Consider the following 19,414-nt stretch of genomic DNA (forward strand, 5'->3'; position numbering starts at 1 on the left):
GTTCAGGGCAGCTCGAAGGGCAGCTTGATGCCGTCGAGGGCGTGGCCGCACGGGCAGGCGCGGTCGTCGGGGAGGGCGCGAACGGTGTCGGCGACCAGGGAACGCATGCGGGCGATGTTGGCCGCGAAGACGGCGAAGACCTCTGCTTGGGTGACGCCCTCGCCGGTCTGCACCCCGGCGTCGTGGTCGGTGACGAGCGAGATCGAGGTGTAGCAGAGGGCGAGCTCGCGGGCGAGAACGGCCTCGGGGTGGCCGGTTATGCCGACGATGGTCCAGCCGTTGGCGGCGAACCAGCGGGACTCGGCGCGGGTGGAGAACCGGGGGCCTTCGATGACGACGAGGGTGCCTCCGTCGACGGAATCCCAGCCGGAGGCTTTGGCACCGGCGACGGCGGCCGAGCGGCCGGTGGGGCAGTAGGGGTCGGCGAAGGGGACGTGGACGGCGCCTCCGGTGTCGTAGTAGGTCTGCTCGCGGGTGGTGGTGCGATCCACGAGCTGGTCGGGGATGACCACGACGCCTGGGCCGTGCTCGGCGCGGAGCGAACCGACGGCGCTGGGGGCCACGATCTGGCGGACGCCGAGGGAGCGCAGCGCCCACAGGTTGGCACGGTAGGGGATGCGGTGCGGCGGGAAGCGGTGGCCGCGGCCGTGGCGGGGCAGGAAGGCGACCGTGCGGGAACCGATCTTGCCGACGGTCACGACGTCGCTCGGTGGGCCGTAGGGGGTCGTCACCTCGACTTCTTCCGCGTCGCCACGGTCGAAGAGCGAGTAGAAGCCGGAGCCGCCGATTACGCCGATCTGTGCTCGATTGACCATGCGGCGACATTAGCCCGTTGGCCTGCGGCCGCAGGGGACCGAACGCCGTTCTGTGGATAAGGGGGAGACGGCTGGGTCGGTGGCCTGTGGATAACTTGCGGCTGCTGCTGGGGGACAGGAAGGAGAGGAGGGCGGCGGGGAGGCGACATGCGCCGCAGAGGCCCCGAGCCGGTTCTGGTGGATAGGACGGCGACAGATCGCTGCTATCGCGGCTGTTTCTCCCGCCGGAGGCTATGGGCGAGGGGCTACCGGGTGATGTGGGTGGGACGGCCGATGGGTTTCGGGAGTCGCGCAGGCTGTCCGGGCGATTAGACGGGACAGCAGGCCCCTGATCGGCCGGGGCGGCGCATTGCCGCCAGGGGATTGCCCGGTTCGGGCTGGAGGCGCTGTGTCGCCTTGGCCCTGTGGAAGGCCGTCTTGGGGCGCGGAGTAGCAGGCCATCCGGCGTTCAGGGCCATGGGGCATGGGGCATGGGGCGTGGTGCTGGTCGGCGGATTGTCGCCGAAGGGTGCTACGGCCTTGGTGTCGCCTCGGGTGCCTGGGAGGCGGCGCGGGGTGGTGGCAGACGGCGGCCCTCCGCCGGCTCAGCGCAGGGCGGCTACGTCGCCTCGGGGTCGAGGAGGCGGCGTGGGCACTGCATGAGCAGCGGTTACCCGGTGTCCGGACGTCGGCCGCTAGGAGGAACTGGTGGCCGTCACCGGGGTGCTGGGCTTGGGGGTGTCGGCGCTCTTGGTGGAACCGCTGTCGGACGACGACTTGTCCGAGCTGGAGCCGCCCTCGCTCTTGCTCTCGGACCCCGACTTCGAGGACGACGCGGGAGCCGTACCGGAGGTGCTCGATGAACGGCTGTCGGTGCGGTAGAACCCCGAGCCCTTGAACACGATGCCGACCGCGGAGAACACCTTGCGCAGTGCGCCGTTGCAGGTCGGGCACTCCGTGAGTGCGGAGTCGGTGAACTTCTGCACGACCTCGAACTGCTCTTGGCAGGCGGTGCAGGCGTACTGGTAGGTGGGCACGCGCTCCTCCTCTGTGATCCGCATCGGTTGGCACTCTGCCGATGCGACTGCTAATGGTACGCAGCCGACAAGCATAAACGCCACTTGGCTGCGCGCAATTCCGGGTGACTTGACCGACTTCGCCCCGTGACCAGGTACTCAGGAGGCGCCACTTTCCCCGAACCAACCGGCGAGTTTGCCGCGGCGGTTGACCGCGCGGAGGCGGCGTTCGACGGCGTCCCGGCAGGCGGCGGTGGTGACGACGAGGAGCTGGTCGTCCTGGCGGATGCGGGTCGTGGTGGACGGTACGAAGCTGCGCCCCTCCCGGACGATGAGGGTCACCGCCGCCCCGGACGGCAGGCGCAGTTCGAAGATCTCCACGCCTCGCAGCAGCGATGTCGGCGGCACCTTGACCTGCAACAGGTCGGCGTTGAGCTCTTCGAGCGGGGCCGCCTCGACTTCGAGGTCGAGGGCCTCGGCGGGGGCGCTCACCTTCAGCAGCCGGGCCATCAGCGGCAGGGTCGGCCCCTGGACCAGCGTCAGGACGATCACGATGATGAAGACCTCGTTGAACACCGTCTCGGCCTCGGTCACCGCCGCCGCCCACGGGATGGTGGCGAGGACGATGGGCACCGCGCCGCGCAGTCCGGCCCAGGACAGGAACACCTGCTCTCGCCAGCTCAGCCGGTCGATCCCGGCCAGCCGTACCAAAGCCGCCGACACCATCACCGACGCCGGCCGCGCCACCAGGAGGAGGGTCACGCCGGCCACCAGTCCGGGGACGATCGCGGAGGGCATCTCGGTCGGGCTGGCCAGCAGGCCGAGCATGACGAACAGGCCGATCTGGGCCAGCCAGGCCGCGCCCTCCGCGAAGCCGCGGGTGGCCGAGCGGTGCGGGAGACGGGTGTTGCCGAGGATGAGCGCCGCCAGGTACACGGCCAGGAATCCGCTGCCGTGCAGGATCGCCGCGCCGCTGTAGGCGACGAGGGCCAGGGCCAGTACCGCGATGGGGTAGAGGCCGGAGGCGGGCAGGGCGATGCGCCGTAGGGCGTACGACCCCACGGGGCCGACCACGAGGCCCACGGCGGCTCCGATGCCCAGTTCGTAGGTCGCCTCCCCGATGAACTCCCACAGCCCCGGAGTGGGCACCTTGGCGACGCTGAGGAGTGCCACCGCGATCACGCAGGGCGCGTCGTTGAAGCCGGACTCGGCCTCCAGGATCCCGGCCAGGCGCGGTGGCAGCGGCAGGCGGCGCAGTACGGAGAAGACCGCGGCGGCGTCCGTGGAGGCCAGGATGGCGCCCAGGAGCAGCGCCGTACGCCAGTCGGTGTCCAGCACCCCCCGGATGGCCAGCGCGAGCACCGCGATGCTCACCGCCACGCCCACGGTCGCCAGTACCGCGGCCAACGGCACGGCACGACGTACGTGGCTCCAGGACGTCGTCAGCCCGCCCTCGGCCAGGATCAGCGCCAGTGCGGACAGACCGACCTGCTGGGCGAGTTCGGCGTTCTCGAACGGGATGCCGAGCACGCCGGATTCGCCGAGCAGCAGGCCGAGGCCGAGGAAGATGAGCAGGCTGGGCAGGCCGCTGCGGTGCACGATGCGTACCGCGACGATCGCCGCGATGACCACGCCGGCCCCGAGAAGCAGCCAGATATCGAGCTTCACCTGGCTCCCCTCTCGGCCCCGCGCCTCCTATTCACTGGTGGGAATATTGTGCCCCATGAGGCCGGAAATCACCTGAGTGCGATCATCCCGGACGGCATGGCCGCGTACCGTACGCGTTGGTCATGTGACTCCGCGGGCACACCCTCGATCAGCTCCCCGTCGTGCAGCAGCGCGACGGTGGGCACGTTGGGTCCTACCCGTGCGAGGGCCCTGTCGTAAGATCCCCCGCCTCTGCCCAGCCGTACACCTGTCTTCTTGTCCACCGCCAGTGCGGGCACTATGACGAGCGCGGCCGTACGTATCGCGTCCACCCCGCGCCGCACGTCGACCGGCTGCATGATCCCGTAGCGGCCGGGCTCCAGGGAGTCGGGCCCGTCGTACACGGCCCAGTCAAGGTCGTGGTCGGCACGCAGTACCGGCAGGATCACCGTCGCGCCGTGCTTCCACAGCGCGAACACCAGCCCGTGCGTCTGCGGCTCCTCGCCGGTGGACCAGTAGCAGGCCACCAGGCCCGCCATCTGCACCCATGGGCGGTCCATCAGGCTCTCGCGGACGGACGCCGCACCGGCGCGGCGTCGGGTTTCGGACATGGACCGACGCGCCGCGACGATGGTGCGCCGCAGCATCCGTTTGTCCACAGCTCCTCCACTAGGGTTTCCTCCATGGCTGACATCGCTGACAAGGCTGACATCGCCACCAACGCTGACATCGCCGCTGACATCGCCGCCAACGCGGGCAAGGCCGACCACGACGCCGCACGCGACGTCGTGACGAGGGCCGTCGTCCCCGCAGCGGGCCTGGGAACCAGGTTCCTTCCGGCTACCAAGGCCACGCCCAAGGAACTACTGCCCATCGTCGACAAGCCAGTGATCCAGTATGTCGTCGAGGAAGCGGTGTCCGCAGGGTTGAGCGACGTGCTCATGGTGACAGGCCGTACCAAGCGTCCGCTGGAGGACCACTTCGACCGTGCGATCGAACTTGAAGGCGCTCTGGAGGCCAAGGGCGACAAGGAGAAGCTCGCGCTGATCCGTCAGTCCGACGATCTCGCGGCGATCCACTACGTGCGCCAGGGGACGGCCCTGGGGCTCGGGCACGCCATCCTTTGCGCGAAGCAGCACGTCGGCGAGCATCCGTTCGCCGTGCTGCTCGGCGACGACATGATCGACGAGCGCGACAAGCTGCTCGAGCGGATGCTCCAGGTCCGCAGCGAGTACGGCGGCAGCGTGATCGCCCTGATGGAGGTGCCGAGGGAGCAGGTGTCCATGTACGGCGTGGTCTCCATCGCGCCCACGGACGAGGACGACGTCGTCAAGGTCACCGACCTGGTGGAGAAGCCGCCGGTGGACGAGGCCCCGTCCAACTGGATCATCATCGGCCGCTATGTGCTCGACCCGACGGTGTTCCCGGTTCTGGAGAAGACCCCGCCGGGACGCGGCGGGGAGATCCAGATCACCGACGCCCTTCAGGAACTCGCCCGGCGCGACAGGTCGGAGGGCGGGCCCGTGCACGGCGTCCTGTTCCGGGGGCGGCGGTACGACACCGGGAACAAACTCGACTATCTGCGCACGGTGGTGCAGTTCGCCGCTGAGCGTCCCGACCTCGCCCCAGAGTTCGTACCCTGGCTTCGTGAGTTCCTCCGAGACCGCTGAACGATCAAGAGGAAGGACGGCCGGCATGAGATCGGTGGACGAGCACCTCGCCGAGATCCTGGCGACCGTACGCACCCTCGCGCCGCTCGAAGTGGAGCTGGAGCGGTCGCTCGGCACCACTTTGGCGGAAGATGTCACGACACCGGTGGAGTTGCCGCCCTTCGACAACTCCGCCATGGACGGCTACGCCGTACGCTCCGAGGACGTCCGGCGGGCCGCCCGAGAGAGCCCGGTCACGTTGCCCGTGATCGATGACGTGGCCGCGGGCGACGGCGCGCTCTACGCGGTGGGGCCGGGCCACGCCGTGCGGATCATGACCGGCGCCCCGATGCCCGCGGGCGCCGACGCCGTCGTGCCGGTGGAGTGGACCGACGGAGGCAAGACCTCGGTCGCGATCACCCGCCCCGCGCCCGCCGGGCACGCGATCCGCCGGGCGGGCGAAGACGTTCACAAGGGCGAGGTGGTGCTGCGCGCGGGCATGCACATCGGCGCGGCCCAGCTCGGCATCCTGGCGGGCGTGGGGCGGCGCAGGGCGCTGGTACGGCCGCGTCCGCGGGTCGTGGTGCTGTCCACGGGCGCCGAGCTGGTGGAGCCGGGTTCGATGCTCGGCGCGGGCCAGATCTGGGACTCCAACAGTTTCACGCTCACCGCCGCCGTCCGTGAGGCGGGCGCGGACGGCTTCCGCGCCGGGGTCGTGCCCGATGACGCCGCGGTGTTCCTCGACCAGCTCGACGCGCAGCTCGTCAGGGCCGACGCGGTGATCACCAGCGGCGGGGTCTCGATGGGCGCGTACGAGCCGGTCAAGGAGGCTCTGGGCCCGCTCGGCACGGTCGGTTTCCAGCGGGTGGCGATGCAGCCGGGCATGCCGCAGGGCTTCGGGATGGTGGGTGACGACGAAGTTCCGATCTTCGCGTTGCCCGGCAATCCGGTCTCGTCGTTCGTCTCGTTCGTCCTTTTCGTACGGCCGGCGCTGCGCAAGATGCAGGGCCTGCCGCCGGCGACCGCGACCGTGCGGGCCACCACCGCGACCGCCCTGCGCTCGCCTCCGGGCAAGCGCTCGTTCCTGCGCGCCACGCTCACCTGGAGCCCGGACGGCGCCGCGGTGGCCTCCCCGGTGCGGGGCCAGGGCTCCCACCAGCTCGCCGCCCTCGCCGCCGCCAACGCGCTCGTGGTGGTCCCTGAAGACGTCACCGACCTTCCCGAGGGCGCGGCCGTGGAGGTGATCCCGCTGTGAGCAAGCTGACACATCTGGACGATTCGGGCGCGGCCCGCATGGTCGACGTCTCGGCGAAGGACGTCAGCGCCCGTACGGCCCGCGCGGCCGGCCGGGTACTGCTGTCCGCCGAGGCCGTCGCGATCCTGCGGGCGGGCGAGGTGCCGAAGGGCGACGCGCTCGGCGTGGCCAGGATCGCCGGGATCATGGGGGTGAAACGGACACCCGACCTCATTCCGCTCTGCCACCCGATCGCCGTCCACGGGGTCGAGGTCTCGCTCACCGTCGTCGACGAGGGCGTGGAGATCGTCGCGACGGTCAAGACCGCCGACCGCACCGGGGTCGAGATGGAGGCGCTCACCGCCGTCTCGGTGGCCGCGCTGGCGCTGATGGACATGGTCAAGGCCGTCGATCCGGCCGCCCTGATCAGCGACGTCCGGGTGGAGGAGAAGACCGGCGGCAAGACCGGCGTCTGGACCCGCCCATGAAGGCCCTGCTGAAGGCCCTGGTGATCACCGTGTCGAACCGGGCCGCCGCCGGGGTTTACCCGGATGAATCCGGTCCGCTGCTGGCGTCCCTGCTCGCCGGCGACGCCGGCTGCGACACGGTCGACGGCCCGCGCGTGGTGCCCGACGGGGAGCCCGTCGAGGCCGCCCTGCGGGCGGGCCTGGCGGAGGGCTACGACGTGATCGTCACCACCGGGGGCACCGGCCTCACCCCGACCGACCTCACGCCCGAAATGACCCGGCGCGTCCTCGACCGCGAGGTTCCGGGCATTGCGGAAGCCGTACGACAGGCCAATCGCGACAAAGTGCCCGCATCCGTGCTCTCGCGTGGGCTCGCCGGGCAGGCCGGGCGCACCCTTGTGGTGAATCTTCCTGGTTCGTCGGGAGGCGTCCGGGACGGCATGGCCGTACTGGCCCCGATCCTGCGGCACGCCGTCGAGCAGATGCACGGCGGCGACCACCGGCGACCACCAGCGACATGAGGTGACTGGTCCGGCATGAGCGGGGATGCGGCCTCGTGCCGCTAGGGGGGATGATGGTGATGTGGATCGACTTCGCGGCTGGCCGGCAGTCCTGACCGAAGGGCCGGTGGGGCTCCGGCCGTTGCGCCTGCGCGACGTGCGGGCCTGGCGGGAGACGCGCTTGCGCAATGCCGACTGGCTGCGCCCGTGGGAGCCGAGCAACCCGGAGACGCCGCTGTTTCGCACCGGTCTGGGTCCTTATATCTCGATGACCTCCACACTGCGCAGGGAGGCCAGGCAGGCGCTGGCGATGCCGTGGGTGGTGACCTATCGGGGGGCCTTCGCCGGACAGCTCACGATCGGGGCGATCGTGTGGGGTTCGGCGCGTTCTGCTCAGGTCGGCTACTGGATCGACGGGGCCCTCGCCGGGCGCGGGATCATCCCCACGGCGCTGGCGATGGCCGTCGATCACTGTTTCTTCACTTCGGGCCTGCACCGGCTGGAGGCCAACATCCGCCCGGAGAACCAGGCCAGCCGGCGGGTCGTGGAAAAGCTCGGATTTCGCGAGGAGGGCATCCGCCGCCGTCAGCTCCACATCGACGGCGCCTGGCGGGATCACATCTGCTACGCGATCACCGTGGAGGACGCCCCCAGAGGGCTTCTGGTCCAGTGGAGGAGAGCCAGGGAGTCGGCCGCGCATGGTGGCCCTCCCCATGAAGAGGTTTGACGATCTCGCGACACACCGCACCGAATGCTCGTCAATTAGTGACACGCGGTCTTACGGTGCGTGACGTGAGCACATCGAAGACGCCAAGAGTCCCCAGGCGTCTTCATGCTGCCCGGGGGTGGTCGTGAGCAGCGCCCTCCTTTATGTCGCCATCGTGCTCATGTGGCTGGGCGTACTGATCCCGATGTGGCTGCGCCGCGACAAGGGTGACCTTGTAGAGCCGCGTGACCTGGGCGTTCACGACGGCGTCGGCGAAGAGTACACCGGCCCGATCATGACCGCGCCCGCCGCCGCGGGGTCGCCCGATTCCGCGGAGACGGAGGAGGTCAGTGAGGCTGAGGCCGCTGAGACTTCTGAGGCCCCGGTCGAGGCGGACACCGCCGTCGCGCCGCCACCGGCCGCCGACCTGCGCCGCGCCGCCCATCGCCGCCGCGCCGTCGTGGTCGCCACCCGCCGCCGGCGGCTGTTCTGGTGCGCCCTGCTCATCCTCGCCTCGGTGATCACCGCGGCGGTCCGGGTCATCCCATGGTGGGGGATCGCCCCGTCGGCCCTGCTCACGCTCGGTTACCTGGCCGTACTCCGCACCGCCGTACGACTGGACAGAGAACACGCCCGCCACGCCGCCGAGGCCCGCGCCAGACGCGCCCGGGCCCGCCGCCGCGCCCTCGACCTCGCCGCTCAGCAACCCCAGGCCGAGATCATCGACCTCACAGCCCACCAGCCCGACGAGATCTTCGACCAGTACGCCGACCCACCCCGCCGCGCTGTGGGCGACTGATCTTGGCTCCACCCGTGCATCATCGGGCCGATGGCGCGAGAAACCCCAAGTGTTTGCTAACCTGGTCGAGTCCTAGGGGCTGTAGCGCAGTCCGGTAGCGCACCTCGTTCGCATCGAGGGGGTCAGGGGTTCAAATCCCCTCAGCTCCACCCAGGGCCGTTCTTGAAATGGCCGAGCTGAAGTCGACGGGATCCTGTCTGATCTTGGTGATCGGGCGGGATCTCGTCGTTTCAGAGGGTTCCGAGTCGCGTTCGGGCGTCTTTGGGGCCGGTGTGGTGGGTGCCGCGGAAGGCTCAGGTGGTGTCAGGCCGCTGGAGGAGCACGAGAATCGCGCCGCACCCCGAAGAAGACAGGGCCCCATCACGGAGCAACAAGCTCACCGTCATCCAGGGCCGCAGCCCAGCGGCCGACCGGGTGAAAACGTGAATGGCCCATTCATGTGGGCTGCGGCAGCGAACCGAGGCGCCAGCACCTCGAACCACGGCAGTGACATCATCCCGGCATGAGCTGTGCCCTTGTGGTGTGGGAGGACGAGCGTCCCGCGAATGATCAAGAAGCGGGAGAGATACATTCCGCCCTGTATGACGAGTACATCCGCGCGGACATCGACATTCCGCCGACTCCTCTGATCGCAGAATTCGTGCAGCGGCTCCTGCGGCGCTGGCCGGACCTGGACGAGGTGAAGGATGACGACGGCTATGAGGCTATCCCTGGTCAACGTCCCCGCTGATCGGAGAGGCGGCAGGGCCCTACGTCTACTTCCCCATGGTGTACCGCCGTGCGGACGAGGCCTCGGCGTACGCGGTCCAAGTTGCGACCGAACTCGGTCCGCACTGCTACGACCCTCAACTGGACCGCCTGCGGATCTCGTAACCACTGCCACGCCAACCACATCGAGGCGAGCGCTTCATCCGGCCCGGGAATTCGTGCCGCAGTCGGCCCCCTCCGGATGAGGTTGTCACTTCAAGTGGGTAAAGATCGCTTCCGGTAGCCAGAGAGCCGCCTTTACCTGATCCGTCCTGGATAAGCGATGTCGAGTTCGATGAGCGCCTCACGCCAGCCGATGGTGCGCTGTCCCTCGATCAGACGCGCGCTGCCGGGCGAGGACTTGGTCTTGCCGGTCTCGTCCTTGCAGGCGGCGCGTTCGCGGGCGCGTTTGTCCTCGATGTTGATGATCGCCAGCCACAAGAGCTTGACCACCGCGTCATCGCCGGGGAAGTGTCCCCGGGCCTTGGTGACCTTGCGCAACTGGTAGTTCGGCGACTCGATGCCGTTGGTGGTGTAGAGCAGCCGACGCACTCCGGGAGTGAAGGCGAAGAACGGCGTGAACCGGTCCCAGGCCGCCTCGAACACGCGGCCCGCCTGCGGATAGCGCCTGCCCCAATCGGAGGCGGTGAAGTTGGCCAGAGCGTCGAAGGCGGCTTCGGCGTCAGGCGCGGTGTAGATCTTGCGGAGTTCGGCCGCCACCGCGGCGCGGTCGCGGCGGGCCACCGGCCGCGGCGCGTTGCGGATCAGATGCACCACGCAGGTCTGCACGGTGGTGTGCGGAAACGCGACGTGGACGGCGCCGTTCAGGCCGTCGGTGCGGGCGATGAGGACGTCCCGCACCCCGCGATTCTTCAGGTCGGTCATCACCGCGCTCCAGAACCGGGCCGACTGCCCGGCGGTCGCGGTCTCGGTCGGGGTCTTGGCCGGCCAGATCCCCGGCACGTGCTCGGCGCCCTCGGTGTCGATGCCCACGGCCAGGTAGGCGGGTTTGGACTGCACGACGTGGTTGTCTCTGACCTTGACCACGATGGCGTCCAGGAACACCACCGGATAGACGGCCTCCAGCGGGCGGGCCTGCCAAGCGCGGACCTCCTCCAGCACGGCGTCGGTGATGTTGGAGATCGCCTCGTGCGACAGTTCGACCTCATAGATCTGGCGCAGGTGGTGCTGGATGTCGCGGACGCTCATGCCGTGCGCGTACAGGCTGATGATCATGGCGTCCAGGCCGCCGGAGATCCGCCCGGCCCGTTTGGGCACCAGCACCGGCTCGAACGTCCCGGCCCGGTCCCGGGGCACGGCCAGCCGGACCGGCCCGACCCCGGTCTGCACCGTCTTGCCGATCCTGCCGTTACGGGAGTTGCCGCTGCCGTGGCCGGCGACCTCGTGCTTGCCGTAGCCCAGATGGGAGGACAGTTCGGCTTCCAGCGCGCGTTCCAGCACCGCTTTGATCAGTTCTGCGAGCATCGAGCCCTCGCCGGTCAGGCGTAGTCCGCCCGCACCGTCGCGTGAGCGTTCCAGCAGCAGGTCCGGTACCTGATCGCCGAGCGGTTCCCGCAGTGGTACCGGCTGCTGGGCGGTGTCGGATGGGCGGTGCCGTCCGTCTTGGTGAGCGGCCGCCTCCAGCAGTGCCCGGCCGTCACTCTCAACACCGACGTTCCTGATCGTTGTTGCGCCGTTCGGCCGCTCATGAGGTTTGGACTGCCAGCACAGCCATCTGGCACCACGCGGCGCCTTGATCATCAGCGTCTCTACTACCGGCGTCGAAGGGGACTGTACAAAGAACGGTGTGGCTCCTGATCATGGAGGACGCACCCGATGAGTACCGTGATCCAGGCACCGACACAGATCGACCTGGAGGACGCCGCGGTGGCGCGCAAGAAGCCCGAGAACTCGACGGATCGGGAACCGGTGGCCAGGCTGGTCGGCCAGGCCCGCGCCGAGGGCCTGGAATTGGTCGGCGAGAACGGGCTGCTGGGCCGGCTGACCAAGCTGGTGCTGGAGTCCGCCCTGGAGGGTGAGATCACCGGCCATCTCGGCTACGACAAGCACCAGCGTTCCGGCAACGAGAGCGGCGATATGCGCAACGGCGGCCGGTCCAAGACCGTCATCACCGATGTCGGGCCGGTCGAGATCACCGTGCCGCGCGATCGGCACGGCAGCTTCGAGCCGAAGATCGTGGGCAAGCGGCAACGGCGCCTGCCGGGGGTGGATGAGATGGTCATCTCACCGGCCGCCGAGGGCCTGACCACCGGGGCGATCTCCGCGCACCTGGCCGAGGTCTACGGCGCCGAGGTCACCAAGCAGACCATCTCCACGATCACCGACAAGGTGCTGGAGGGGATGGCCGAATGGCAGAACCGGCCGCTGGATCCCGTCTACCCGGTGATCTTCATTGATGCCGTTCATGTGAAGCTGCGCGAGGGCCAGGTCGCCAACCGGCCCGTCTACGTCGTGCCGGTGGTCACTGTCGACGGCGAGCGTGGCATTCCCGGGCTGTGGGCCGGGGATGGCGGCGAGGGCGCCGAGTTCTGGCTGCACGTGCTGACCGAGATCAAGAATCGCGGCGTCGGTGATGCGCTGATGGTGGTCTGCGACGGGTTGAAGGGGCTGCCGCAGGCCATCGAGACGGTCTGGCCCCGGGCCGTCGTGCAGACATGCGTCGTTCATCTGCTGCGCGCCTCGTTCCGGTATGCCGCCCGCCGGCACTGGGACGCCATCGCCAAGGCGCTCAAGCCCGTCTGCACCGCGCCCACCGAAGCGGCCGCGCTGGAGCGGTTCTACCGCGCTGGCCCATTGGCTGCGCCGGCGGGGGGCCGAGGTGACCGTGGTGGAGCGGGCTCCTGAGCCGCGTCCCGGCGGGCAGGCGGTGGACGCGCGCGGGGTCGCCTCGACGTGGTCTTCGCGGGCGGCAGCCGGCGGCGCTTCGACCTGGTGATCGGGGCCGACGGACTGCACTCGGCGTTGCGAGCGATGGTCTTCGGGCCGCATGAGCGGTTCCTCCGCCACCTCGGGCACGTGCTGGCCTTCTACAGTGTGCCCAACGAGTTCGGGCTGGACCGCCGGCTGCTCGAGTACCAGGACCAGGAGTCCGGGCGCTCTGCCCTGCTGCGGCCCATCCAGGACGCCACCCGGGCGATGGCCATGTTCTACTTCGCCTCGGCCGACTTCGACGTCGACTACCGTGACGTCGCGGCCCAGAAGGTCCTGCTGCGTGAGCGGATGGCGGGCCTGGGCTGGTTGACCCCTGACATCTCGCGCACCTGGACGACACCCCGGACTTCTACCTCGACCAGGTCGCCCAGGTGGTGATGGACCGCTGGTCGAGTGGACGGGTGGGGCTGCTCGGGGACGCGGCGTTCAGCTCCTCGCCGATGTCGGGGCAGGGTACCGGGCTGGCGCTGGTCGGCGCCTACCTGCTGGCCGGAGAGCTGGCCGCCGCCGGATGGGACCCCGACGCCGGGTTCGCCCGCTACGAGGCGCGGATGCGCTCGTGCGTCGAGGCCAACCAGGAGATCGCCCGGTTGAACGCCCGCAGCCGCGACGTCCCCGCGCCAGACGCCGAGCCGTGCCCCGATTTCGCCGGCGAATGGTTCACCGAGCTGGTCGGGCGCGCGATCAACGGCATCGAACTGCCCGACTACGCGGGAGTGCCGGACTCCGCTGCCCCGGCCGGATCGTCGCCGATCACCTCGTCGGCCAAGCCGTAGGTGTCACAAGGCAGTTGTCGGTGCGCGGCTCGCCGACATGGCTCCCTGACACGATGGATGAGAACGGACACTTGAGTTCCAGGAGAGACGGTGAGGGAACCGGCACCTGCGTACGGCGAGTCCGCGCTCAGCGCTTTCGACCTGGACTACTTCGATGGCGAGCGGCAACTGCGGACCTGGTTCGAGCATCATGTGCCGCCTGGCGGGGGTTCCGCTGGGCCAAGGGCGGCCGGTGCTTCGCCGGCTGGTACCGGTCAGCGACAACTCGCGACCATGCCGGCTGTGAATCATGGCTGGAGCGGGACCGGCTGATCCTGCTGGACTTCGATCCGCAGGTGGTAGGGATCACCTCGTAGCCGTTCCGGCTGCACTGGCGTCCGCGCCGCAGACAAGGCGAACGAGCGGAGCGACGCGCAGGTCTCGTGGGTGGCGTGGACTACTGTCGGCCCCGTACCTGAACTCGTGCGCGGAGTCGTCCTCGGCGAGCTTGCCGCCCAGGGCGGGCGGGGCCCGGTGCAGGGGCGTGATGGCACGGCCGCGCAGGATCATGGCAGGCCACCTGAGTGCCGGCCGTGGAATGCCGTGGTCGTCTCGAGGGTGGCCCGCCCGGTGGTGATCTGGTTGACCGGCGCGGCGTCGTCGGCATAGCCGAAAGAAATGCCCACGAGCAGTTTTCCCGTGGTGATGCCGAGTTGGGCGCGGATGGTGTCGGCGTAGAAGCTCAGCAGCCCCTGAAGGCAACTGTCCACGCCGTAGGCGGTCATCGCCAGCAGCAGCGTCTGCATGTACGCGCCGACGTCCGCGGCCAGCCTCGGCCCGCCGTCGCCGGTGACGAACAGGAACGCCACGTGCGGCGCTCCGTAGAAGCGCAGGCTCTCGGCGTCGTAGGCCGCCCGCGCCGCGTGGTCGTCAAGGCCGATGCCCAGCGCGCCGTAGAGTTGGGCGCCGAACTCCGCCCGCCGGGCCTGGTGCGTCTGGGGGTACATGTCCTTTGAGTACGGGAAGTCGACCGAGAGGCGCTGCTCGGCGTGGGCTCTGAGCAGGGCGTCCGCCAGGCGGTCACGTACCGCGCCGCCGGCCACCTCTACCTGCCAGGGCTGGGCGTTGGAGTTGGAGGGCGCGGCACCGGCCAGGGAGAAGATCGCGCGTCGCCGGCTATGGCCGGCACGCGCGGGCCGCCGCGCAGAGCCTCCTCGCACACGGCCTGCCGGAGTGATCGGCGCTGGGCGCCGTGTCCAGGTCGATCACACGCGCCGCTTGGCGGCGACCAGGTCCGCGCCCTCCATGAGCTTCTCCAGCAGTTCGACCAGCCGCCCGCGCTCGTCGTCGGTCAGCGTGCCCGCCCATGCCTGCTCGCGCCGGTTGTGCGCCTCGAAGGTGCCGATGATCGCGTCGTTCCCGGCGGGAGTGAGACTGAGCCGGACGGCGCGCCGGTCGTGGTCGGCCTGGCGGCGGGAGACGAGACCGTCTCGTTCCAGCGTGTTGACCAGGGCCGACACGGCCGCCCGGCTCATGCCCGACAGCTCGGCCACCCGTTTGGCCTCGGCAGGCCCTGCGTGCCAGAGCACGAACAACACCCGAAAGCCCGGCCAGCTCAGCCCGCGCGGCCGGTGTACGGACGACTCCAGGTCGTAGACCAGCGCGTTCGTCACCCGGTGCAGGGTCAGCACCAGGCGCATGGCGTCGAGGTCGGCCTGCGGCAGCGCGCCGGCGGTGTGGCTGATCGCGTGGTCGACGAAGGAGAGGAAGTCCAGCGGGCGCGGCTCGGGTTCGGCGGCCATAGCGCAAGGCTACGGCGCGGCGGGGGTTCCCAAGCACGGCCACGGGACGTACCATCGCCGAATAATAAAACCTTTGATTAAATCTGGAGCTGCGCCATGACGCCGAAGGCGTTCGCCTCGTCCACCGACCTCGACGACAAGCAGCAGACCCTGGAGGTGCTCGCCGACGGCGTCTACGCGCTGACCGCCGACGGCGACCCCAACGTGGGCGCCGTGGAGGGCGAGGACTTCCTCGTCTGCTTCGAGGCCATGGCCACGCCCGTGGCCGCCCGCGAGTGGCTGGCCCGGCTGCGGGAGCACACCGACAAACCGGTCAAATTCCTGGTCCTGTCGCATTATCACGCGGTGCGGGTGCTCGGCGCGAGCGCCTTCGACGCCGAGGTGATCGTCGCACACGACAACACCCGGGCGCTCATCGCCGAACGCGGCCGGCAGGACTGGGAGTCGGAGTACGGGCGGATGCCGCGCCTGTTCAAGGAGCCCGCCTCCATCCCCGGGCTGACCCGGCCCACCGCCACGTTCTCCGACCGGTTCACGATCGACCTCGGCGGCGACCGGGGCGAGCTGATCCTGCAGTACTGCGGGCGCGGCCACACCGAGGGCGACATCGTGGCCTGGCTGCCCAGGCAGAAGGTGCTGTTCGCCGGTGACCTGGTCGAGTCGCGGGCCGCCCTCTACACCGGCGACGCCTTCCACCGCGAGTGGGCCACCGCCACGCTCGACCGGGTGGCCTCGTTCGAGGCGGAGGTGGTGGTCGGCGGGCGCGGGGCGGTGGCGCGCGGGCGCGACGCCGTGGCGGCCGCGATCGCGCAGACCCGGCACTTCCTGGAGGTGATGCTGCGCGAGGTGGGCACGGTGTACGAGCGCGGCGGGACGCTGAAGGAGGCGTTCGAGGCCGCCCACGCCGCCCTCGTCGGCCGCTACGGCGGGTGGCCGATCTTCGAGCACTGCCTGCCGTTCGACGTGTCGCGGCTGTGGGACGAGTTGTCCGGCGTCGAGCGGCCGGCGATTTGGACGGCCGAGCGTGACCGTCAGGTCTGGGCCGAGCTACAGGGCTGAGGCATGGCGATCATCGAGACGCCGGTCGCCGTGCTGGGCAACGGCCCCGTGGGGCAGACCGCCGCGTTGCTGCTGGCCCGCTGGGGTGTGCCGACCGTGCTGCTGGACGCGCGTCCCTTCCGGGACGCGGTCGGCTCCAAGGCGATCGTGCAGCAGCGGGACGTACTCGACGTGTGGGAGTCGGTGAGCGTGGGGCGGCAGGTCGCCGCCGAGGGGCTGACCTGGACCACGGCCCGCACGTTCCATCGGGAACGGGAGTTGTTCAGCTACACGTTCGCCGAGGCCGGGCGGCCCGCGTTCCCGCCGTTCGTCAACCTTTCGCAGTCGCGTACCGAGGAGCTGCTCGATGCGCGAATCGCCGGTGAGCCGCTGATCGACGTGCGCTGGGACCATCAGGTGACCGGCCTCTCCCAGGACACGGGCGGGGTGACGCTGACCTGCCGCACCTCCGGTGGCGAGGTGGCCGTGCGGGCGGCGTACGTGCTGGCGTGCGCGGGCGCGAAGGGCGATCGCGTACGCGAGATGCTCGGCCTGCGCTTCGACGGGCACTCCTTCGACGACCGGTTCCTCATCTGCGACATCCGCGCCGACCTGCCCGGCTGGGCCTCGGAGCGGCGTTTCTACTTCGACCCGCCGTGGAACCCCGGCCGCCAGGTGCTCATCCATCCGTGCCCCGGCTCGACGTTCCGCATCGACTGGCAGGTGCCTTCCGATCACGACGACCGGCGGGAGGTGGCCTCGGGCGGGCGCGACGCGCGCATCCGCGCCGTCATCGGGGAGCGGCCGTACGAGGTGGTGTGGAGCTCGGTCTACCGCTTCCACTCCCGGATCGTGGACCGCATGCGGGCAGGCCGGGTACTACTCGCCGGGGACGTCGCGCACCTGGTCTCACCGTTCGGCGCCCGCGGACTCAACTCGGGCGTCCAGGACGCCGAGAACGCGGCCTGGAAGCTCGCGTTCGTGCTCAACGGCTGGGCCGGCGAAGAGCTGCTCGACGGCTACCACGCCGAGCGGCACGCCGCCGCCCTGGAGAACCTCGACGTCACCGCTGCCACCATGCGCTTCCTGGTACCTGGGAGCGAGGAGGAGCGCCGGGTGCGGGAATCGACGCTTGCGGCGGCGGCCACCGACCCGGAGGCGCGGGCGGCGGTCGACTCCGGCCGCCTCGCCGAGCCGTTCTGGTACGTGGACTCGCCCCTGACCACGCCGGACCCGTCGCGCCCGTTCGCCGGCCGGCCGCCGCGCGGCGCCGTGCCCCCGGCCGCGCCCGGCGTGATCGTCCCGGACGCCCCGGTATCCGTCATCGGCACGCGCGTCACCCGGCTGCGCGAACTGGCCAGGGACGGCTTCCTGCTGCTCACGAACGACAGCGCGGACGACAGCGCGGACGACAGCGCGGACGACAGCGCGGACGGCAGAAGCGCGAACGAGGGCGCGGTCCTGCGCGCCGCGCACCAGGCCACGCGGGCACCGGTCCGGCTGCTGCGCCTCGGCGACGTCGACCACACCGGCGCGGTGAGACAGGCCCTCGCCGCGCGGCCGGGCGAGCTGTGGATCGTCCGGCCGGACGCGCACATCGCGGCGGTGCTGATCCACCCATCGGCCGCCGAGATCACGACAGCCCTGCATCGCTCCCTTGGCCGTGCCGGGGCCGGCCGAGATCCACACCGTGGCCAGGGCACCCGGTTTACGCAGAAGAACGCCGAGCGCACCTGACCTTCCACGCCGGGTCATTGAGGGGCGCGGTGAGGGCGCGGTGAGCGTGGCTCGCCAAGATCGTGGACATGGACCTGTTCACGCCGAGGCGGGTGACTCCGCACCGGACGTACCGGCTCCCCGCCGCGGGTCCTGACAGGTCGATGGAGACGAGTCCGGCCCGGCCCTGTCCGCGATCGGCACCAGATTCGAAGGAGATGCTCATGCAAGTCCCGCGCTTCCTGCCCGCCCTTCGCACCAGGTTCCTGCCCGAGGCCGCCGCCGTCGCGGCCCTCACCACCGTCCTCACCACCGCCGGCTTTGGAGCCGCCGACGCCAGCAGCACCGGCAGCGCCGCCGCGCGGTGGTGCAAGCCCCTTGAGAAGACCGACACCAAGGTCGTCATAACGTGCGCCGCCGAAAACTCCATCCCGTATCGCGTCGGAGCGCAGTGGTGCAGCTCCGGCTTCAACTGCGACACGGTCCTGGGTAACTGGGCCGGCAACGGTGCGCTGTCGACCGCCTACCACCCCGGCGGCAAGTACTTCAGTCGCTGGTGCATCATCTGGGCCTCCTGACTGGAAGAGGGCGTGTGAAGGGCGCCGCGGGCGGCGCGGTCTCGGCCGCGCCGACCGCGGTGGCTCGCTGAGCGGTCGCCCGCAGGCGGCCTGGCACGAGCGCGGTGATGATCTGCTGTGGAATGGCCTGAACAGCCGGAATTCACCCCGGGGTGGCCGGTGAGCAGTTCGGCCTCGCTCGCGCGTGCCGGTCAGCGCGGGCGGTCGGGCCTTTCGGCCTGCTCAGGGCCGATGGCGATCAGCATGGTGATCACCGTGTATGCGCAGAGCACGGTGAGCCCGGCCCAGCCCGGGAGCGGGAGGTACCCGGCTGACGGCGCGTAGTGTGCCGTCACCTGCGGATACTCCGCCATCGTCTGCTTGACCGCGAAACCGGCGGCCGGCGTGAGCCGCATCAGCCAGTCGGAGACCGCGTCGGGGAGCAGTGGGAACGCCGTGACAGCAAAGGGCAGAGCGATCAGCGACACTCCCGCGAGGGTCGCCGACCAGCCGCGGTGCAGTCGTACGCCGAGCGCGTAGGCGACGACGGCGCAGAGCGCGAGCACCGCCGCGAGGCCGACGATCACCCGCGCGCCGGTCGGCACCGGCAGCGTCGGCACCACGATGCCGTTGCCCGCCAGGCTCGCCATGCCCGCCGGGAGGACGACGCCGGCCGCGACCAGACCGGTGACGAAGGTGGCGCCCGCGACGACAACTGCCCGGGTGAGGATCACTCGCCGGGATGCCGCCGCACCGCTCGTGCGGGCGCCATGGCGGGCCGCGACGACGACCACGATGATCAGCACGACCGGCAGGCCGGGCAGCGTGCTCTCGACGGTACGCGTGCCCTCCTCGCCCAGCGGCCCGATGTCGCCGGTCCCGCTGATCGTGATGAAGCCGTCCTTCTCCACGGCTCCCGATGCGTTGTGGTGTTTCTCCCAGTCGGTGTGGTTCATCTCTCCGACGGAGTCGCTGTCCCACCTGCCGGTGGTACCGCCCTCGACGGTGACGTTGTCGAAGACGCCGGCGGCCTGG

At 70.2% G+C, this 19,414-nt stretch carries 19 protein-coding genes, 1 tRNA gene and 2 pseudogenes; 14 read left to right on the plus strand and 8 right to left on the minus strand.

Features of this window, described 5'->3' with window-relative positions; genetic code table 11:
* Positions 1–2: 2 nt before the first annotated feature.
* The 4 genes from C1I98_RS16355 to C1I98_RS16370 form a co-directional block, all read right to left on the minus strand.
* A complete protein-coding gene (locus C1I98_RS16355; RefSeq protein WP_111168315.1) occupies positions 3–815 on the minus strand; it encodes an S-methyl-5'-thioadenosine phosphorylase in 813 nt (270 codons plus the stop codon).
* A gap of 674 nt (positions 816–1,489) precedes the next feature.
* Positions 1,490–1,831, minus strand: coding sequence for an FmdB family zinc ribbon protein (locus C1I98_RS16360; protein WP_111168331.1), 342 nt, complete (start codon positions 1,829–1,831; stop codon positions 1,490–1,492).
* A 138-nt stretch (positions 1,832–1,969) separates the two neighbouring features.
* Entirely contained in the window at positions 1,970–3,478 is a 1,509-nt protein-coding gene (locus C1I98_RS16365) for a potassium/proton antiporter (RefSeq protein WP_111168316.1), read from the minus strand.
* Between the two features lie 68 nt (positions 3,479–3,546).
* On the minus strand, positions 3,547–4,116 hold the full coding sequence (locus C1I98_RS16370) for a 5-formyltetrahydrofolate cyclo-ligase (protein WP_111168317.1): 570 nt from the start codon (positions 4,114–4,116) through the stop codon (positions 3,547–3,549).
* A 24-nt stretch (positions 4,117–4,140) separates the two neighbouring features.
* Here C1I98_RS16370 and galU point away from each other — a divergent pair, with 24 nt between their 5' ends.
* From galU to C1I98_RS42910, 8 genes are all read left to right on the plus strand, one after another.
* Positions 4,141–5,127: a UTP--glucose-1-phosphate uridylyltransferase GalU gene (gene galU, locus C1I98_RS16375; RefSeq protein WP_111168318.1), complete on the plus strand. Its 987-nt coding sequence runs from the start codon at positions 4,141–4,143 to the stop codon at positions 5,125–5,127.
* A 25-nt stretch (positions 5,128–5,152) separates the two neighbouring features.
* The gene (glp, locus tag C1I98_RS16380) at positions 5,153–6,361 is read left to right on the plus strand and encodes a molybdotransferase-like divisome protein Glp (RefSeq protein ID WP_111168319.1); all 1,209 of its coding nucleotides are present in this window, start codon (positions 5,153–5,155) and stop codon (positions 6,359–6,361) included.
* The gene (moaC, locus tag C1I98_RS16385; protein ID WP_111168320.1) at positions 6,358–6,828 is read left to right on the plus strand and encodes a cyclic pyranopterin monophosphate synthase MoaC; all 471 of its coding nucleotides are present in this window, start codon (positions 6,358–6,360) and stop codon (positions 6,826–6,828) included. The genes glp and moaC overlap by 4 nt, the downstream gene beginning before the upstream one ends.
* The gene (locus C1I98_RS16390) at positions 6,825–7,328 is read left to right on the plus strand and encodes a MogA/MoaB family molybdenum cofactor biosynthesis protein (RefSeq protein WP_111168321.1); all 504 of its coding nucleotides are present in this window, start codon (positions 6,825–6,827) and stop codon (positions 7,326–7,328) included. Before moaC ends, C1I98_RS16390 begins: the two co-directional genes overlap by 4 nt.
* Before the next feature lie 61 nt (positions 7,329–7,389).
* On the plus strand, positions 7,390–8,034 hold the full coding sequence (locus C1I98_RS16395; RefSeq protein WP_113986679.1) for a GNAT family N-acetyltransferase: 645 nt from the start codon (positions 7,390–7,392) through the stop codon (positions 8,032–8,034).
* Positions 8,035–8,158: 124 nt separating this feature from the next.
* Positions 8,159–8,812 (plus strand): divisome protein SepX/GlpR, encoded by a 654-nt coding sequence (gene sepX, locus C1I98_RS16400; RefSeq protein ID WP_146607477.1) that lies wholly within the window; start codon positions 8,159–8,161, stop codon positions 8,810–8,812.
* Between the two features lie 75 nt (positions 8,813–8,887).
* Positions 8,888–8,961, plus strand: a tRNA-Ala gene (locus C1I98_RS16405).
* A 353-nt stretch (positions 8,962–9,314) separates the two neighbouring features.
* Positions 9,315–9,542, plus strand: coding sequence for a hypothetical protein (locus C1I98_RS42910; protein WP_199536988.1), 228 nt, complete (start codon positions 9,315–9,317; stop codon positions 9,540–9,542).
* Between the two features lie 275 nt (positions 9,543–9,817).
* Here the strand turns inward: C1I98_RS42910 and C1I98_RS16415 are convergent, their stop codons facing one another.
* The gene (locus tag C1I98_RS16415; protein WP_438672088.1) at positions 9,818–11,137 is read right to left on the minus strand and encodes an IS256 family transposase; all 1,320 of its coding nucleotides are present in this window, start codon (positions 11,135–11,137) and stop codon (positions 9,818–9,820) included.
* Between the two features lie 258 nt (positions 11,138–11,395).
* On the opposite strand from C1I98_RS16415, the pseudogene C1I98_RS16420 reads away from it, so the two are divergent.
* From C1I98_RS16420 to C1I98_RS43940, 3 genes and pseudogenes are all read left to right on the plus strand, one after another.
* Positions 11,396–12,346: pseudogene (locus C1I98_RS16420) on the plus strand (IS256 family transposase); the annotation flags it as partial.
* A 126-nt stretch (positions 12,347–12,472) separates the two neighbouring features.
* Complete coding sequence (locus C1I98_RS43935) at positions 12,473–12,889, plus strand: Rossmann-fold NAD(P)-binding domain-containing protein (protein WP_233507914.1); 417 nt, start codon at positions 12,473–12,475, stop codon at positions 12,887–12,889.
* Positions 12,889–13,287, plus strand: coding sequence for an FAD-dependent monooxygenase (locus C1I98_RS43940; RefSeq protein ID WP_233507915.1), 399 nt, complete (start codon positions 12,889–12,891; stop codon positions 13,285–13,287). The genes C1I98_RS43935 and C1I98_RS43940 overlap by 1 nt, the downstream gene beginning before the upstream one ends.
* 545 nt (positions 13,288–13,832) lie before the next feature.
* On the opposite strand, the gene C1I98_RS16435 is transcribed toward C1I98_RS43940, so the two are convergent.
* Positions 13,833–14,486 carry a nitroreductase family protein gene (locus C1I98_RS16435; RefSeq protein ID WP_233507916.1) on the minus strand — a complete coding sequence of 218 codons (654 nt, stop codon included), beginning with the start codon at positions 14,484–14,486 and terminating at the stop codon, positions 13,833–13,835.
* A gap of 45 nt (positions 14,487–14,531) precedes the next feature.
* On the minus strand, positions 14,532–15,068 hold the full coding sequence (locus tag C1I98_RS16440; RefSeq protein WP_111168327.1) for a MarR family winged helix-turn-helix transcriptional regulator: 537 nt from the start codon (positions 15,066–15,068) through the stop codon (positions 14,532–14,534).
* A 96-nt stretch (positions 15,069–15,164) separates the two neighbouring features.
* Between C1I98_RS16440 and C1I98_RS16445 the strand changes: the two genes are divergently transcribed.
* The 3 genes from C1I98_RS16445 (at position 15,165) to C1I98_RS16455 (ending at position 18,400) form a co-directional block, all read left to right on the plus strand.
* On the plus strand, positions 15,165–16,127 hold the full coding sequence (locus tag C1I98_RS16445; RefSeq protein WP_111168328.1) for an MBL fold metallo-hydrolase: 963 nt from the start codon (positions 15,165–15,167) through the stop codon (positions 16,125–16,127).
* Positions 16,128–16,130: 3 nt separating this feature from the next.
* Positions 16,131–17,843 carry an FAD-dependent monooxygenase gene (locus tag C1I98_RS16450; protein ID WP_111168329.1) on the plus strand — a complete coding sequence of 571 codons (1,713 nt, stop codon included), beginning with the start codon at positions 16,131–16,133 and terminating at the stop codon, positions 17,841–17,843.
* A gap of 203 nt (positions 17,844–18,046) precedes the next feature.
* Positions 18,047–18,400, plus strand: a complete 354-nt coding sequence (locus C1I98_RS16455; RefSeq protein ID WP_146607479.1) for a hypothetical protein — start codon at positions 18,047–18,049, stop codon at positions 18,398–18,400.
* Between the two features lie 191 nt (positions 18,401–18,591).
* Here C1I98_RS16455 and C1I98_RS16460 read toward each other — a convergent pair.
* Positions 18,592–19,414, minus strand: a pseudogene (locus C1I98_RS16460) (hypothetical protein); the annotation flags it as partial.

The organism is Spongiactinospora gelatinilytica (assembly GCF_003236385.1).
GTDB classification, from domain to species: Bacteria; Actinomycetota; Actinomycetes; order Streptosporangiales; family Streptosporangiaceae; genus Spongiactinospora; species Spongiactinospora gelatinilytica.

Excerpts from the sequence above, each read along its gene's own strand:
- C1I98_RS16355 (WP_111168315.1), bottom strand. The coding sequence starts at position 815 with ATGGTCAATCGAGCACAGATCGGCGTAATCGGCGGCTCCGGCTTCTAC.
- galU (WP_111168318.1), top strand. The coding sequence starts at position 4,141 with ATGGCTGACATCGCTGACAAGGCTGACATCGCCACCAACGCTGACATC.
- glp (WP_111168319.1), top strand. The coding sequence starts at position 5,153 with ATGAGATCGGTGGACGAGCACCTCGCCGAGATCCTGGCGACCGTACGC.
- C1I98_RS16390 (WP_111168321.1), top strand. The coding sequence starts at position 6,825 with ATGAAGGCCCTGCTGAAGGCCCTGGTGATCACCGTGTCGAACCGGGCC.
- C1I98_RS42910 (WP_199536988.1), top strand. The coding sequence starts at position 9,315 with ATGAGCTGTGCCCTTGTGGTGTGGGAGGACGAGCGTCCCGCGAATGAT.
- C1I98_RS43940 (WP_233507915.1), top strand. The coding sequence starts at position 12,889 with ATGGACCGCTGGTCGAGTGGACGGGTGGGGCTGCTCGGGGACGCGGCG.
- C1I98_RS16440 (WP_111168327.1), bottom strand. The coding sequence starts at position 15,068 with ATGGCCGCCGAACCCGAGCCGCGCCCGCTGGACTTCCTCTCCTTCGTC.
- C1I98_RS16445 (WP_111168328.1), top strand. The coding sequence starts at position 15,165 with ATGACGCCGAAGGCGTTCGCCTCGTCCACCGACCTCGACGACAAGCAG.
- C1I98_RS16450 (WP_111168329.1), top strand. The coding sequence starts at position 16,131 with ATGGCGATCATCGAGACGCCGGTCGCCGTGCTGGGCAACGGCCCCGTG.
- C1I98_RS16455 (WP_146607479.1), top strand. The coding sequence starts at position 18,047 with ATGCAAGTCCCGCGCTTCCTGCCCGCCCTTCGCACCAGGTTCCTGCCC.